Consider the following 14,083-nt stretch of genomic DNA (forward strand, 5'->3'; position numbering starts at 1 on the left):
GACCGGCTGCCGACACCGTACCCTACCTCAACCCCGCGATGGGCCGCTACATCGACAACCGCTGAGGCCCGCCGCCGGCGGCCCGGGTTGGTGCGCGAGCGGCCGCCGGCGCGGATTCGGCGGGACCCGGCTGCCCGGTGGGGGCCGGGGTGCGCGGACCGGGCCGCGGCCCGGGAGCCGCGGGTTTGGCGCCGGTCGCAGGACCGGGACGGGCCGACGACGGTTTGGTCCCGTTCGGCCTATCGGATTTCGCCGGCGCGGATTTCGCCGCGAACGATTCGCGCAGCCGGCGCGCGACGGGTGCCTCCACCGTCGACGATGCCGACTTCACGAACTCGCCTTGCTCCTTGAGCTTCGCGAGTAGTTCTTTACTCGTGACACCGAGTTCTTTTGCCAACTCGTGCACGCGGGCCTTGCCTGCCACTGCTCTCCTCACTGAGAGGTCGAGCAGCGCCGCCCGCCTGCTGGCGGGGCCCCGCACGACCTCGGGTTAACTCCGATGGACGTTCATCGTTGGTACTTCACGGTGTGCTCATGAGTGCTCGTGCCTGTTCTCGAGGTGTTGCTCCAGGGCTGAGATATCCAGATTTCCGGACACTCGTAGTGCTCTGCCGATCGCTCGGCGCCGGACCGCGGTGCACAGACAAGACGAAAAGGGGTGCAGCCAGGCACCCCGTCCGGGAAGTCTGCGCTGCGGGTCGGGAACGATCACGACGGCCTCTGCACCGTTGCCGGTGCCGAGCCCACGCGCCACGATCCGCAGCAGTTCGGCAGCCGGTTCGCGTTTCCGGCATCCGACGCACGTACGTACCGGATATTCCGGGCGCCGGGGCGCCGCAGATTCTCCACGTTCGTGGGCGGGAACCGAAGACTCGGACCGAACCTGACACCACTCTACCGCTGACCGGTCGGCAGTCTCCAACCCCGCCCCCGGCGACGGCGCCGCGGGCAGGTCGGCACGGCTTGCCCGCTGGTCCGGTGAACCGGTGGGTGCGGGGCGCGCCGGGCGCGGGGTACTGGTCAACGGCGCTGTGCCTCCGTCCGCACCGAACCACCGGAATCCGGTGCGGCATCACTGCGGATATCGATACGCCACCCGGTGAGCCGGGCGGCGAGCCGCGCGTTCTGGCCTTCCTTGCCGATGGCCAGTGACAGCTGGAAATCGGGCACGATCACCCGCGCCGCGCGGGCATCGGGGTCGACAACTGTGACCGAAACCACCTTCGACGGTGACAGTGCGTTACCCACGAAGGTCGCCGGATCGTCGGCGTAGTCGATGATGTCGATCTTCTCGCCGGCCAGTTCGCTCATCACATTGCGTACCCGCTGCCCCATCGGGCCGATACAGGCACCCTTGGCGTTCACTCCGGCCACCGTGGACCGGACCGCGATCTTGGACCGGTGCCCGGCCTCGCGGGCGACCGCCACGATCTCCACCGACCCGTCCGCGATCTCGGGCACCTCGAGCGCGAACAGGCGCCGCACCAGATTCGGGTGGGTCCGCGAAAGCGTGATCTGCGGACCGCGGGGGCCCCGGGACACGCCGACCACGTAGCACTTGATCCGGTCGCCGTGGTCGTAGGTCTCCCCCGGCACCTGCTCGGCCGACGGGATCAGCCCCTCGGTGCCGTGCAGTTCGCTGCCGATCCGCACCACCACGGTGCCGCGGGCGTTGGCGCGCGCATCACGCTGCACCACACCGCCGACGATATCGCCCTCGTGGGTGGAGAATTCGCCGAAGGATTTCTCGTTCTCCGCATCGCGTAACCGCTGCAGTACGACCTGCCGGGCGGTGGTGGCGGCGATACGGCCGAAACCCTCGGGGGTGTCGTCCCATTCGGAGATCACCTGCCCCTCGGCGTCGAGTTCGGTGGCCAGCACCCGGACCAGGCCGGTGCGCTGATCGATCTCGACCCGGGCGTTGGGCTGATGACCCTCGGTGTGCTTATAGGCGGTCAGCAACGCGGATTCGATCGCGGAGATCACGGCTTCGATCGAGATCCCCTTATCCGCGACGATGGCGCGCAGGGCTTCGATTTCGATATTCATTCCATGGTCCCTTCGGTCGAATCGGACGCGTCGACGGTGGTGGCGGTGTGCTCCGCGGCGTCCGCTCCCGCGGGTGGGCGACCGGAGGCGACACCTCCGGTCAGTTCCAGTTCACGTGCGTTGGGCGGGGCGAACTCGACCTCCACCACGGCACGTTCGATATCCCCCAGTCCGGCGGTGACCAGCCGCGGTGCGCGTTTACCCCCCAGCACCAGCGCGATGCGGTCCCCCTCGAGGGCACCGGCTCTGGCCTCGAACGTCGTCGGCAGGCCGGGCTCCGGTGGTGTCACACCCGGCCGCAGCCGGACCCGGACCTTGCGGCCCCGCGCCCGGCGCCAGTGCCGGTCGGCGGTGAGCGGGCGGTCCACGCCCGGAGTGGTCACCTCGAGCAGGTACCGGGCAGCACCGAATTCGTCGTCCGCTTCGTCCAGCCGCGCCGAGACCTCGGAGCTGAGTTCGGCAATGCTGTCCAGGTCCGCGGTTTCGTCGCTGTCCACGATCACCCGCACCCGGGTCTGTCCCGCCGCGGTGGAAACCTCGACTCCCTCGAGATCGAATCCTCGACCGGCGACGAGTCCGGCGACGAGCCGGCTCACCCCTTCCTCGGTCGGCATCGGCATATGGGCAGCTCCTGGTTCAGTTGTTACGCGGACGGAAAGTTCTGTGCCGGTGACCTAGCGTAACGCGCCGCGAGAAGGTAAAGGACCAGCGGTCGGCGGTAAGTCCGCCGCCGGACAGCTACCCGCAGCCGCGACACGTGTGCAGCGCAGGCGGGACCACGCCAGGCGAGGAACGCCTTGCCGCAGCCGCACGACCGGCACGAAGGCGAAGATCCGTATGCCCACACGCAGGCACTGATCGACCGGCACGACATCCCGCGCGACCCCGCGCGGCTACCCCGCGGCCGAGTCACGTCGGCGGCCGTCGCCGCCGGGCGGTCGCCACCACGGCGCACAACTCCTCGGTCCCGCACGGCCGGCCTCGCCGGGCAGCCGACGAGCACCTGCGCGCGACCGGAAGGCGGGCGGGTGAGCCCATTCGGAGGCCCGGCCCGAATCTGGCACGATGGTCCGGTGACCGAGCGTGTGACCGACCGGCCCGCGGCCGGGTTTCCTCGCGGACCTGCGAATACCGGGGGCTTCAGCGTATCCCGCCGTTTCAGTCGCCGGGCCGCGCTGCGGGTGGCCGGTGGCGGCACGGCCGGTCTGCTGATCGTGCCCGCGCTCGTTTCGTGCGCCGAGGACCCGATCACCGAGCCGGATGTGCTGGCGGCCCAGGAGTTCTCGGCCCGCACCGATGCGGCCGCCGCGACCGCCGCCATCGCGATCGACCCCGCGCGCTCGGCCGCGCTGACCACCATCGCGAGTGAACGCACCGCCCACGCCGATGCCCTGCGCACCGAGATCGACCGGGTCGTCGGCGTGTACGGCGATGGCAGCACACCGGCCGTGCAGACTCCGGCTCCGGTGACCACGCCGGCACCCACCACACCGCCGAGTATCGAGGCGTTGCGCGACCAGCTCGGCGCCTCCCAGCGCGCGGCCGCCGACCTGGCGGTCACCCAGTCCGGGTACCGCGCGGGACTGCTGGCCTCGATCAGCGCCGCGTGCGCTGTACAGGTGGGGGTTCTGCTGGGATGAGCGGTACCGAACAGCAGGCGCTGGCCGACGCGCTCGGCGCCGAGTACGCCGCGGTCTACGCCTACGGAATGATCGCGACCCACGCGGGCGCCGATCAGCAGCGGACGGTCGCGCAGTACACCGCCGCGCACCGCGCCCGCAGGGACGCAACGGTCGATATCCTGTCGGGCCGGCGGGGCACTGTTCCGCCCCCCGAGGCGGCCTACACGATGCCGCTCGCGGTAACCGATCCGGATTCCGCGGCGCAGCTGGCGATCGTCGTCGAAACCGATACCGCGGTGGCCTGGCGCGCGGTCGTGGAGCAGGCCGAAACCGATACCACCCGCCGGATCGGGATCGAGGCGCTCACCGAGAGCGCCGGCCGGGTCGCGGTCTGGCGATCCGTCCGCGGTGCGGATCCGGTCACCACTGCATTTCCGGGCCGACCCTGAGCGACCGGCGCGCCGGCCCGTACCAGGCGGCCCGGACCCGTCAGTCCACTCGGCCCGGCACGTGCCCCTCCGGCCGGGGCCGCGGGAAGACGGTCCCGCCACCACGTCCCCGGGACCAGGGCGGATTTCCCCGCGGCGGCCTTTCCTGCGGTGTCGGCAGACTCGGCAGACCACCGGGAATGCCTGGCATATGAGGCATCGCGGGGTGAGTCCCGGGGTTCCATGGGGTGGTTCCGGCTGCCTCGTTGCGACCCGTTTCGGGGCTGCTGCCGGAATGGCCGGGTGTCCACGGTGTCTGGCTCGGCGCGGCGGAGGGCGGGCCTTCGCCGCGGTCCGCCGGCGGGACGCCGGGCTGCCGCGCCGGGTCCGCCGCCGCAGCAGCCTCCACGGGTGTCTCAGGTTCCGGGGCGGACTCGGCGCCCACCGTCCCGGCGGCCGTCGTGCCTGCCCGCTCGGAGCCCGGAACAACAGCCGGACCCGGCCCGAGCGTCGCGGCCTCCCTCTCATGTGCACCGGCGTCTCCCGCCGGCGGCCGAGCGTCCGGGGTTCCGACCTGCGACGTGCCGGAAGAAACGTCCGGCCCGGCCGGTCTCGGCGGCACGGACATATCGTCTCCGGCCGGAAGCCGGTCCGATGGATTGCGTTGCGGCCCTGCGGAAGCCTCCGGCGCCGGGCCGATATCGGCGTCACCTGAGGCACGCCCCAGTAACTCGGGAAGCTGCGCCGCGAGCCGATCGGCACCGTCGGTATCGGCCTGTACCAAGAGCGCGATCGACTCCGCACCACCGGCGGCGGTACGGACATCGCGGCGCATCACCTCGCCGGCGGATTCCCCCACCGCACCGAGCCGGCTGGCCAGCTGGCCGGCGACCGAATCGACGGTCGCGCCGTCGGCACCGAGACCGCCGTCCTCGGTCATCGGTTCCCCTTCAGCGTTCGTCCCGGTTCAGCGTTCGTCCCGGCGGGCCGCCGGGAACCGGTCCGAGTGCGTCGACGATCGCACCCCGGCCGGTGGCGCCGTCCGGCCCGCCACGGGTGCCCGGACGCCACCCACCACCGTGACACGCCCTCCCTCGCAGGGCCCCGGCCGGGTATTGCCGCGGTTGGGAACATCACGTGTAGGACGCCACTCCCACCGGTCCGGTACCGAGGCACAGCGCCAGGCCCGGGGTCCGGCTCTGCACCAGCAGCGCCAACCCCTGTCCGACGATGCGTGCGTAGACGGTGTGCATACCCGCCCGAACCGGGACTTCGACCTTCTTCCCGGTTTCGAAACCCACTGTTATCGTCGCGTCCCGGTCGGCGAAGTAGTTGAGCTGGGCGGTCCATTCGTGGGGGAACATGGGGCCGTCCAGCGGGACCCGCACGGGCACGCGATCGTCGACGCGGTGACCGCAACCGGGGACCGGGCCGGGTACGACGGCGCGGTTCCACCAAACCCGTGCGTCGGCGAATTCGCCGGTGTCGGTGATCATGCGCAGATGTTCGGTGGCGTCTGCGAAGGCGCCGGGCGGGGCGATCGGCGACAGCACCCGGCTCGCCTCGTTCTGCGGATAGGCGGTCGGGTTCAGCACGTTCCACGGGACCTCCTGCTCCAGCAGTGGTATCCCGTCCCAGTGCGCGAATTCCGATTTCGCGGTCGTCACATAGCTGTCCGTCGGCCCCTCCGACCAGCTCCGGGTGAACGTGTACGTCGACCACAGACTGCTCACCGCGAATACGACGACCGCCGCCGTCGCGGGGATCGGCCCGCGCCACCGGGTGCTGCGCCGGTCCCCGTTCGCCGTGATGGTCCGGCGCGGCCGGCGGGCGAAGGCGCGCAGCAGCAGTGCGCCGGCGATCGTGAGCACTACCGCGGCGTCGGCCAGGTAGCGCAGCGACATCATGAGTTCGTCGACGGTATTGGGGCCGGCGCGCATGAGCACGACCGGTATCTGCATCGCGGGGAGGTACAACACCGCCGCCACCCAGACCGGCCAGACCACCGGCCGTGCCCGGATCGTCGCGATCACCGCCACCACGAGTAGACCCCCTGCCACCCAGATCGCCCAGTCGGGCGCCACCGCCCACGGCGCGGACGGTATCCAGCGTTCCCAGCCCCACGGCCCGCCGAGCAGGGCGGTCACCGCCCCCGTCCAGGCAGCCCGGGGCAGCATCTGGGCCATATCGGCGGATCCGGCGTCACCGGCCGGCAACCCTGCCACCGCGAAGTAGACCAGGCCCCAGGTCAGCAGGAGTGTCGCGGAACCGGCCCACAGGGCCCCGCCCCGGCGCAGGACCGTACGGAAGGCGAACCCCCGGCCGTCGACATATCGGCGCAGGACCACCACCGCGAAGGCGACGAACGGCACCACGACCGCTTTCTCGAAGAACAGCAGCGCCACAGCCGCCACCGCCACCCCGGATATCGCGTACCGGCGGCGCCCCGTTCGGTCCAGCAGGACCGCATCCGCGGCGACCCAGGCGAGCGCGAACTGCAACGGCAGCGCATTGAGCGCGGCCGACCACCAGGCGAACGCGGGCAGGGTGAGCGGGCCGAACAGATAGAAGGCCAGCGGGATCAGCAGCGCCGGGCGCCGGCCGAGCAGTACCAGCAGCAGTCGCAATACCGCGCCCGCAGCGGCCGCCTGTAGCAGCAGCGATACCGCGGCGGCGGCCGTCCAGTTCAGCGGGGCAAAGGCGGTCACCAGCCACGAAACGGCGAAGGCCAGCGGCATGAAATGGCCGTCGTGGTCGTGTAGCAGCAGTTCGGCCGACCACAGCGAATAGCTGCCGGCCCGGCCGGTGAGGATGAGATCGTCCCAGTAGAAGTAACTGTTCGCGAGGACCCCGCCACGGACGATGAGCTGGAGTGCGATCAGGAAGAATGCCGCACCGAGCACCATGTTTCCGGGCGACGATATCCACCGCCGCACATCGGCCCGTATCCGGCCGAATCGCACGGAAGAGATGTCCGGGACAGGGGATTGCTGCGGTACGACGGCCGGAGCGCTTCCCATGGGCCCCCACCCTACAAGCGGACCGGCCCGCGGTCGGGCCGGTCCACCGGGCTACCGGTCGGTGCCGGTGTCCTCGGCGGTATCCACCCCGAGGTCTTCCACATCGATATCGTATTCGCTCAGGTCGACGGCATCGGTGCGTTCATCCCCGATATCGAGCAACTGTGCGACGGCGTCGGAATCACCGTGCGCGGCGCGCTCCCGCAGTTCGGTCAGGTTCGGCTCACGCGGGCCGGACCTGTCGGGCTCATACATTCAGCGCAACCTTCCTGGTGTCGGCGACGAGCCACCGGCTCGCCCCAGATATCCGAGCTTAGGCGCGACGGTGGATCGCCGCCGAATCCGGCGGCCGGGCGTACCGCGTCAGGCGGGCGCGGTGAGCCCGGGGCCGGTGTACATCGGCAGGTCACCGGTGGTCCGGATACCCGGTTCGGCCGCCACGACGGCAGGTATGGCGTTGACCACCCGGCCCACTCCGGCCAGGATCGCGGCGTAGTTGTGATCGCCCCGGCGGCTCGACGGACTGATATCGACGGAGTAGGAGGGCTCCCCGGTGATCTCCACCCGGTACGAACCTCCTGCTTGTGCGGGTCGCGCCCAGTCGGGTCGCAGATCGTCGCGCAGGCGGGTGATGTGTTCGACGACGATGGCGGGGTGCCCGCCGACCCAGCCGGTGATCTCGAACCGCAGCGCCGCCTGACTTCCCGCGGGCACCTCCCCCACCGCGATCCGGAAGTTCTCGGGTGCGGGTTCGCGTTCATAGGTTTCGGTGATCTCGTCGATCCGCACGCCGAGCCCGGCAGCCAGCGCCCGCATCCCGGCGCCCCAGGCGATACCGAGGACGCCGGGTTGCAGCAGCATGGGGGTCTCGTCGAGGGGTTTGCCGAATCCCATCACATCGAACATGACGGTGGACCCGTCGTAGGTGGCGTAGTCCGCGATCTCGAGGCACCGCACCTGTTCCACCCGCTGACAGGTGGAGGCCAGCGCGAAGGGGATCAGGTCGTTGACGAAACCCGGGTCGACACCGTTGACGAAGACGCTGGCGCCCCCGGCAGTGGCCGCCGTCTCGACGGCCGCGAACAGTTTGCCGGGCAGTGTTCCCCACGGATACATGAGCAGGCCCGGTGCCGTCCCGACCACGTTCACGCCCGCCGACAGGATCCGCGCGATATCGCCCATCGCCTCCACCAGCCGCGTATCGCCCATCGCGGTGTACACCGCGCAGTCCGGGCGAGCGGCCAGCAGGTCGCCGATATCGGCGACGGCCGTGATCCCGGTGACGATGTCCAGACCGGCCAGTTCTCCGGCATCCCTGCCGACCTTTTCCGGAGTGGAAACACCCACACCGACGAGTTCGAACCGCGGGTCGGTGATGAGTTGGGTCAGGGCGATCCGGCCGGCATTACCGGTGCCGACAAGGACGACGCGAAGGGCCATGGATTCTCCTACCTATGAGCGGCGAAACGGCAAAAATACGGTTCTGCCGCAGCATTCCAGCCCTGGGCACTTTACCGGAATAGTGTCTGGAATGGGTTCCAGTTTCGTGGTAGCGTCACCGCCATGGGACGTGTAGACGGCAAAGTCGCCCTGATCAGCGGGGGCGCACGGGGTATGGGCGCCGCCCATGCCAAGCTGCTGGTAGCCGAGGGCGCGCAGGTTGTCATCGGTGATGTTCTGCATGAGGAGGGCAAGGCCCTGGCCGACGAAATCGGCCCCGCCGCCCGCTACGTCCCGCTCGACGTCACCGAACCCGGCCAGTGGGATACCGCCGTCACCACCGCCACCGCCGAATTCGGCAAGCTGGATGTACTGGTGAACAACGCGGGCATCGTCAACGGAGCGCCACTGCAGAAGCTGTCACTGGAGAAGTTCCGCGCCGTTCTCGACGTGAACCTGGTCGGCACCTTCCTCGGGATGCGGTCCGCGGTCGAACCGATGATCGCCGCCGGCGGCGGCTCGATCATCAACGTCTCCTCCGTCGAAGGCCTGCGCGGCGCCCCCTTCGCACATGGGTACGTGGCGTCGAAATGGGGCGTGCGCGGACTCGCCAAATCGGCGGCACTCGAACTGGCCCCGCACAATATCCGGGTCAACTCGGTACACCCCGGCCTGATCCGCACCCCGATGACCGAGGGCATCCCCGATGATCTGGTGACGATCCCACTCGGGCGCCCGGCGGATTCGGCCGAGGTCGCCACGTTCATCCTGTTCCTGGCCAGCGACGAATCGTCCTACGCCACCGGCAGTGAATTCGTGGTGGACGGTGGGCTCGTCACCGGGGTGCCGCACAAGTAGGCTCGGGCAGCGCCTTGCCTGCGGGGCCGGCACGAAAACCCACTCGGACCCGGCGCCCGCCGACACCGCCGCACGCTGAGCCCACCATCCAGCGCCGGGACCGTGGTGCACGCCGGATCTCCGTCGAGCAGCCGGACCGAGTGTTGCGGCCTACCGGCAGCCGACCGGGTCGCTCAGCCGCCGAAAGCCGCCAAGAATGTTGCCGCCGCCGCTGCTGCGACAGTGTCCACTTCGCTGTCGGGCAGCGCTTCGATGCCGAACTGGTACCGCGCCGGAAGCGCGCCGGTGAGCAACCCGGCCCACTGCGCAGCCGCCAGGTCCGGATCGTCGAGCTGTAGCACACCGGCCAGCGCGAGCCGGGCGAATCGGTCGGCCAGCGCGCGCAGAACCTGACCGGACACCTCGTCGACGATTTCGGTGAGTTCCGGGAATTGCCCGGCCTCGGCGCACATCAGGCGCCGCAGCGCGCGCGATTCGGGACTGCAATAGCACCGGACCAGGTCACCCCCGGTGGCGCGGAGAGTCGCCGCGATATCCGTACCGGGCTCGGCAATACGCTCGACGACGGCCAGATTCGCCTGCCGCGCTGCTTCCGACAGGGCCCGCACCGCATGCCGGAACACCTGTTCCTTGTCACCGAAGTGGCTGTACACGGTCGCTTTGGCGACTCCCGCCTCGGCGGCGATCTGATCCATCCGGGTTTGCGCGTATCCGGTGCGCGCGAAAACGGAGAATGCCGCGGCGAGGATCGCCTGCTGTTTGTCGACGCGGCCACGTGGGCGCGCGGGAATTCCGGCGGAAGTCACGCGCCAATACTAGTCCCGATCGGATTGCTTTCCAGACTCACTGGTGCAACTTGCCTCCTACCGATCTAGACTCATGAGTCTAGAAACCGAGTCAACTCGGTGTAGTCGGTATCACCGAATGGGAGCCTGTATGAAGACCGTGGTAATCACCGGCGGAACGGATGGCATAGGCCGATCCCTCGCCCTCGCCCACCTCGAACGCGGCGAACGGGTGGTGATCATCGGACGGAGCGCGGACAAGGCGCGCACGATCATGGACGCGGCCGCCCGGCTCGGCGCCGCCGACCGCATCGAATTCCTGCGCGCCGACCTCGGCCTCGTTGCCGAGAACCACCGCGTTCTCGAACGATTGCGAGCCGCCTACCCTGTCGTCGACACGCTCGTCCTCGGTGCCCGCTTCTACCGGTCGGCCCGGAGCGTGACACCGGAAGGCTTCGAAGCCTCCTTCGCGCTGTTCTATCTGAGCCGCCACCTGCTGACTTGCGGATTGGCCGAGAGTCTGGGCCGAGCGGAAACTCCGGTAATCCTGGACCTGTCCGGCCCGGGTGGCGACCTCTCCCGAATCCGCTGGGACGACCTGCAATTCGCGAAATCCTACGATCCCGACGCGGTAATGCAGCAGTGCGGCAAACTGAGCGACCTGCTCGCCGTCGCGTTCACCGACGACCATCAGCACAGCAATATCCGCTATCTACTGCTGCATCCCGGACTCACCGCCACCGGTTTCACCGGCGATTACTCCGCCGCCGACCGGGCCCTCGTCGACGATATGCACCGAAGGGGCCAACCGGCCGAAGCCGCGGCCACCCGCATCATGCGCCATCTGGACAACCCACCGGTGGTGCCACTGTCGGCGTATATGCAGGACAACGCCGTCGACACCGGCAGTGCGGCATTCGACCACGGGGCGGCCCGGCGACTGCGGGATCACACCCGCGCACTACTCACCGCGGCCGGACCGGTGAATGCCTGAGTGAACGCGGGCGTGATCGACTCACCCGGCGCAGGTCGGCCGCCGCCGGGCTGCCGCGTTTGCACGAGGCAGCCCGGCCGCTCGGTGCGCTGCGGTACGCCGTGCCGGATGCCGTTGGCGAGATGAATTCCGAGGGCGAAATCCCGCAAGGCACGGGCCGCCGTCTGTACTGCTCGTCTCATACCTACCTCCACTACACAGATCTGTGAAGTTGCTGCTGTGGATAGACTAGGTTCACAGACCTGTGAATGCAAGGGATACGGATATGTCCACACCCGCGCACAACGCGACTACGCCCCTGACACCGGCGGCGCAACGGATACTCGATACGGCCGCCGAACTCTTCTACACACGCGGTATCCACGCGGTCGGGGTCGATACCATCGCCGCCGAATCCGGCGTGACCAAACGAACCCTCTACGACCGCTTCGGCTCGAAGGACGGCCTGCTGGTCACCTACCTCGAACAGCGCGACCGCCGCTGGCGCACGCTGATCGAGGCCCGCCTGACCGACCGGACCGACCCGGTCGAGCGCGTCCTGACACCATTCCACGTCCTACCGGAGTGGCTCCCGGACAACACCCGGGGCTGCAGTTTCATCAATGCCTACGCCGAACTCCCCGAACCCGACCATCCGGGCAGGCAGGTGATCGTCGCCGAGAAGACATGGCTGTACGAGCTGTTCGATCAGCTACTCGCCGAAGCCGGAGCGGCCGACCACGAAACGGTCGCGGTGCAGCTACTGAGCCTGCACGAGGGCGCGATCATCAGCTACTCCATCACCGAGCGGCGCGATGCGGCAGCGGCCGTGCACGCTGCCGCGGAGCAGTTGACGCGCACCGCAATCCGCCCTTGAAGAGAGCCAGTCGATAGCGCTGGCCACCATGCCGGACCTCCCGGCAATACGAGGCCCGGAACGACAAGACCAGGACGAGTCGCACCGCCAACCGGAGTCAGCGGGCAGGGCTTCCACTCCCCCGCAACATGAGGAAGGGCCGTACAAGAGGGGTGCGCCCCCAGATCGGTTACGCACCCCTCGATGCGATCCGGATCAGCTCCGGATACGCTCCAGTACCGCCGATACCGCAGAATCTGCCGGGATATCGAGGGTTTCGCCGGTGAACCGGTCGCGCAGTTCCACCTTGCCCTCGGCCCAGCCGCGGCCGATCACCAGGACATAGGGCATTCCGAGCAGTTCGGCGTCCTTGAACTTCACACCGGGTGAGGCGGTGCGATCGTCGAAGAGAACGTCCACGCCCTGGGTGTCCAGTTCGGCCACAACCTGTTCGGCGCCCGCGCGGGCGGCATCGTCCTTGTTCGCGATCACCACGTGCACGTCGTAGGGCGCGACCTCACTCGGCCAGCGCAGACCCTTGTCGTCGTGCTGCTGTTCGGCGATAACCGCCACCAACCGCGACACCCCGACGCCGTAGGAGCCCATGACGAGCCGTACCGGTTTGCCGTTCTCGCCGAGGACGTCGACCTCGAAGGCGTCGGTGTATTTGTAGCCGAGCTGGAAGATATGGCCGATTTCGATACCGCGGGCGGAGACCAGGGTGCCGCGGCCGTCGGGTGAGGGGTCACCGTCGCGTACCTGCGCCGCTTCGATGGTGCCGTCGGGGGTGAAGTCACGACCGGCGACCAGGCCGACCACATGCTTGCCGGGGGCGTCGGCACCGGTGATCCAGGACGTTCCGGTGACCACCCGGGGATCGACCAGGTAGCGGATACCGTTGGCTTGCAGCCCCTTCGGGCCGATATACCCCTTGACCAGGAACGGGTTGGCGGCGAAATCGGCGTCGGTGAGCAGTTCGACCTCGGCGGGCTCCACCGAGGCACCGAGCCGTTTGTCGTCGACCTCGCGGTCGCCCGGGACCCCGATACCGACGATCTCGGTCTTGCCGTCCGGATGCCGGAGTTTCACCATCACATTCTTGAGCGTGTCGGCGGCCGTGACCGCTCGGCCGAGGCGCTCACCGATACCGGCCGCGTTGGCCCAGTCGACGAGGGTGGCGATGGTAGGGGTGTCCGGGGTGTCGTGGACGGCCGCCTCCGGCTGCCCCTCGAGCGACAGCGGCTCGGGCGCGGGGGTGACCACGGCCTCGACATTCGCGGCGTAACCGGATTCGCGGCAGACGACGTAGGTGTCCTCGCCGACGGGGCTGTCGGCGAGGAATTCCTCGGAGGCGCTCCCGCCCATCGCGCCCGCGGTCGCGGCGACGATCACGTACTTCACGCCGAGGCGTTCGAAGATCCGCTGGTAGGCCTCGCGGTGCGCGTTGTAGCTCGCCTTCAGGCCTGCCTCGTCGAGGTCGAAGGAGTAGGAGTCCTTCATGATGAATTCGCGACCGCGCAGGATGCCGGCGCGAGGACGTTCCTCGTCGCGGTATTTGGCCTGGATCTGGTACAGGGTGACGGGCAGATCCTTGTAGGAGTTGTACTCGCCCTTCACGGTGAGCGTGAAGAGCTCCTCGTGGGTGGGCCCGAGCAGGTAGTCGGCGCCCTTGCGGTCCTGCAGCCGGAACAGGGTGTCCCCGTATTCGGTCCAGCGATTGGTGGCTTCGTAGGGATCACGCGGCAGCAGCGCGGGTAGTGAGATCTCCTGCCCGCCGATGGCGTTCATCTCCTCGCGCACCACCTCCTCGACCTTGTGCAGTACCCGCAGGCCCAGCGGCAGCCACGAGTACACACCCGGCGCGACCCGGCGCACATAACCGGCGCGCACCAGCAGCTTGTGGCTGGGCACCTCGGCGTCGGCGGGGTCGTCGCGCAACGTACGAAGGAAGAGTCGGGAGAGGCGGGTGATCACGGTTGCTCAGCGTAGACCCTGCCCGATCCCGGCCGACACCCTATTCCCTGCCGCCCGGCCGGGGGCGCGCTCGGCCGG

General features: G+C 69.1%; 15 protein-coding genes and 1 pseudogene. 5 read left to right on the forward strand and 11 right to left on the reverse strand.

Annotated features, from left to right (window positions below):
* Positions 1–76: 76 nt before the first annotated feature.
* From ACFWPH_RS04050 to rimP, 4 genes and pseudogenes are all read right to left on the reverse strand, one after another.
* A pseudogene (locus ACFWPH_RS04050) lies at positions 77–424 on the reverse strand (translation initiation factor IF-2 N-terminal domain-containing protein); the annotation flags it as partial.
* Positions 425–532: 108 nt separating this feature from the next.
* Positions 533–754 (reverse strand): YlxR family protein, encoded by a 222-nt coding sequence (locus ACFWPH_RS04055; protein ID WP_378747978.1) that lies wholly within the window; start codon positions 752–754, stop codon positions 533–535.
* Positions 755–1,020: 266 nt separating this feature from the next.
* Entirely contained in the window at positions 1,021–2,049 is a 1,029-nt protein-coding gene (gene nusA, locus ACFWPH_RS04060; protein WP_280413712.1) for a transcription termination factor NusA, read from the reverse strand.
* Positions 2,046–2,669, reverse strand: a complete 624-nt coding sequence (rimP, locus tag ACFWPH_RS04065) for a ribosome maturation factor RimP (RefSeq protein ID WP_378747980.1) — start codon at positions 2,667–2,669, stop codon at positions 2,046–2,048. The genes nusA and rimP overlap by 4 nt, the downstream gene beginning before the upstream one ends.
* 453 nt (positions 2,670–3,122) lie before the next feature.
* Here rimP and ACFWPH_RS04070 point away from each other — a divergent pair, with 453 nt between their 5' ends.
* Positions 3,123–3,689 (forward strand): hypothetical protein, encoded by a 567-nt coding sequence (locus ACFWPH_RS04070; RefSeq protein WP_378747981.1) that lies wholly within the window; start codon positions 3,123–3,125, stop codon positions 3,687–3,689.
* Positions 3,686–4,120 carry a ferritin-like domain-containing protein gene (locus tag ACFWPH_RS04075; RefSeq protein WP_378747983.1) on the forward strand — a complete coding sequence of 145 codons (435 nt, stop codon included), beginning with the start codon at positions 3,686–3,688 and terminating at the stop codon, positions 4,118–4,120. Before ACFWPH_RS04070 ends, ACFWPH_RS04075 begins: the two co-directional genes overlap by 4 nt.
* A 40-nt stretch (positions 4,121–4,160) precedes the next feature.
* Here the strand turns inward: ACFWPH_RS04075 and ACFWPH_RS04080 are convergent, their stop codons facing one another.
* From ACFWPH_RS04080 to ACFWPH_RS04095, 4 genes are all read right to left on the reverse strand, one after another.
* Complete coding sequence (locus ACFWPH_RS04080) at positions 4,161–5,039, reverse strand: hypothetical protein (protein ID WP_378747984.1); 879 nt, start codon at positions 5,037–5,039, stop codon at positions 4,161–4,163.
* A 193-nt stretch (positions 5,040–5,232) separates the two neighbouring features.
* The gene (locus ACFWPH_RS04085) at positions 5,233–7,119 is read right to left on the reverse strand and encodes a hypothetical protein (RefSeq protein ID WP_378747985.1); all 1,887 of its coding nucleotides are present in this window, start codon (positions 7,117–7,119) and stop codon (positions 5,233–5,235) included.
* A 51-nt stretch (positions 7,120–7,170) separates the two neighbouring features.
* Entirely contained in the window at positions 7,171–7,374 is a 204-nt protein-coding gene (locus ACFWPH_RS04090; protein WP_378747986.1) for a hypothetical protein, read from the reverse strand.
* A gap of 108 nt (positions 7,375–7,482) precedes the next feature.
* Positions 7,483–8,559, reverse strand: coding sequence for a diacylglycerol kinase (locus ACFWPH_RS04095; protein ID WP_378747988.1), 1,077 nt, complete (start codon positions 8,557–8,559; stop codon positions 7,483–7,485).
* Between the two features lie 123 nt (positions 8,560–8,682).
* Between ACFWPH_RS04095 and ACFWPH_RS04100 the strand changes: the two genes are divergently transcribed.
* Complete coding sequence (locus ACFWPH_RS04100; RefSeq protein WP_378747989.1) at positions 8,683–9,417, forward strand: glucose 1-dehydrogenase; 735 nt, start codon at positions 8,683–8,685, stop codon at positions 9,415–9,417.
* 173 nt (positions 9,418–9,590) lie between these two features.
* Here ACFWPH_RS04100 and ACFWPH_RS04105 read toward each other — a convergent pair whose 3' ends face one another.
* Positions 9,591–10,223, reverse strand: coding sequence for a TetR/AcrR family transcriptional regulator (locus ACFWPH_RS04105; RefSeq protein WP_378747991.1), 633 nt, complete (start codon positions 10,221–10,223; stop codon positions 9,591–9,593).
* Between the two features lie 130 nt (positions 10,224–10,353).
* On the opposite strand from ACFWPH_RS04105, the gene ACFWPH_RS04110 reads away from it, so the two are divergent.
* The gene (locus ACFWPH_RS04110; protein WP_378747992.1) at positions 10,354–11,196 is read left to right on the forward strand and encodes an SDR family NAD(P)-dependent oxidoreductase; all 843 of its coding nucleotides are present in this window, start codon (positions 10,354–10,356) and stop codon (positions 11,194–11,196) included.
* Here the strand turns inward: ACFWPH_RS04110 and ACFWPH_RS04115 are convergent.
* A complete protein-coding gene (locus ACFWPH_RS04115) occupies positions 11,151–11,378 on the reverse strand; it encodes a hypothetical protein (RefSeq protein WP_378747993.1) in 228 nt (75 codons plus the stop codon). The two genes, ACFWPH_RS04110 and ACFWPH_RS04115, sit on opposite strands and share 46 nt — an antisense overlap.
* Positions 11,379–11,461: 83 nt before the next feature.
* Between ACFWPH_RS04115 and ACFWPH_RS04120 the strand changes: the two genes are divergently transcribed.
* Positions 11,462–12,052: a TetR/AcrR family transcriptional regulator gene (locus ACFWPH_RS04120; RefSeq protein ID WP_378747994.1), complete on the forward strand. Its 591-nt coding sequence runs from the start codon at positions 11,462–11,464 to the stop codon at positions 12,050–12,052.
* Positions 12,053–12,247: 195 nt separating this feature from the next.
* Here the strand turns inward: ACFWPH_RS04120 and ACFWPH_RS04125 are convergent, their stop codons facing one another.
* Positions 12,248–14,005, reverse strand: a complete 1,758-nt coding sequence (locus tag ACFWPH_RS04125; RefSeq protein ID WP_378747995.1) for a proline--tRNA ligase — start codon at positions 14,003–14,005, stop codon at positions 12,248–12,250.
* Positions 14,006–14,083 lie beyond the last annotated feature (78 nt).

The sequence above is a fragment of the Nocardia sp. NPDC058499 genome, assembly GCF_042719915.1.
Classification (GTDB): domain Bacteria; phylum Actinomycetota; class Actinomycetes; order Mycobacteriales; family Mycobacteriaceae; genus Nocardia.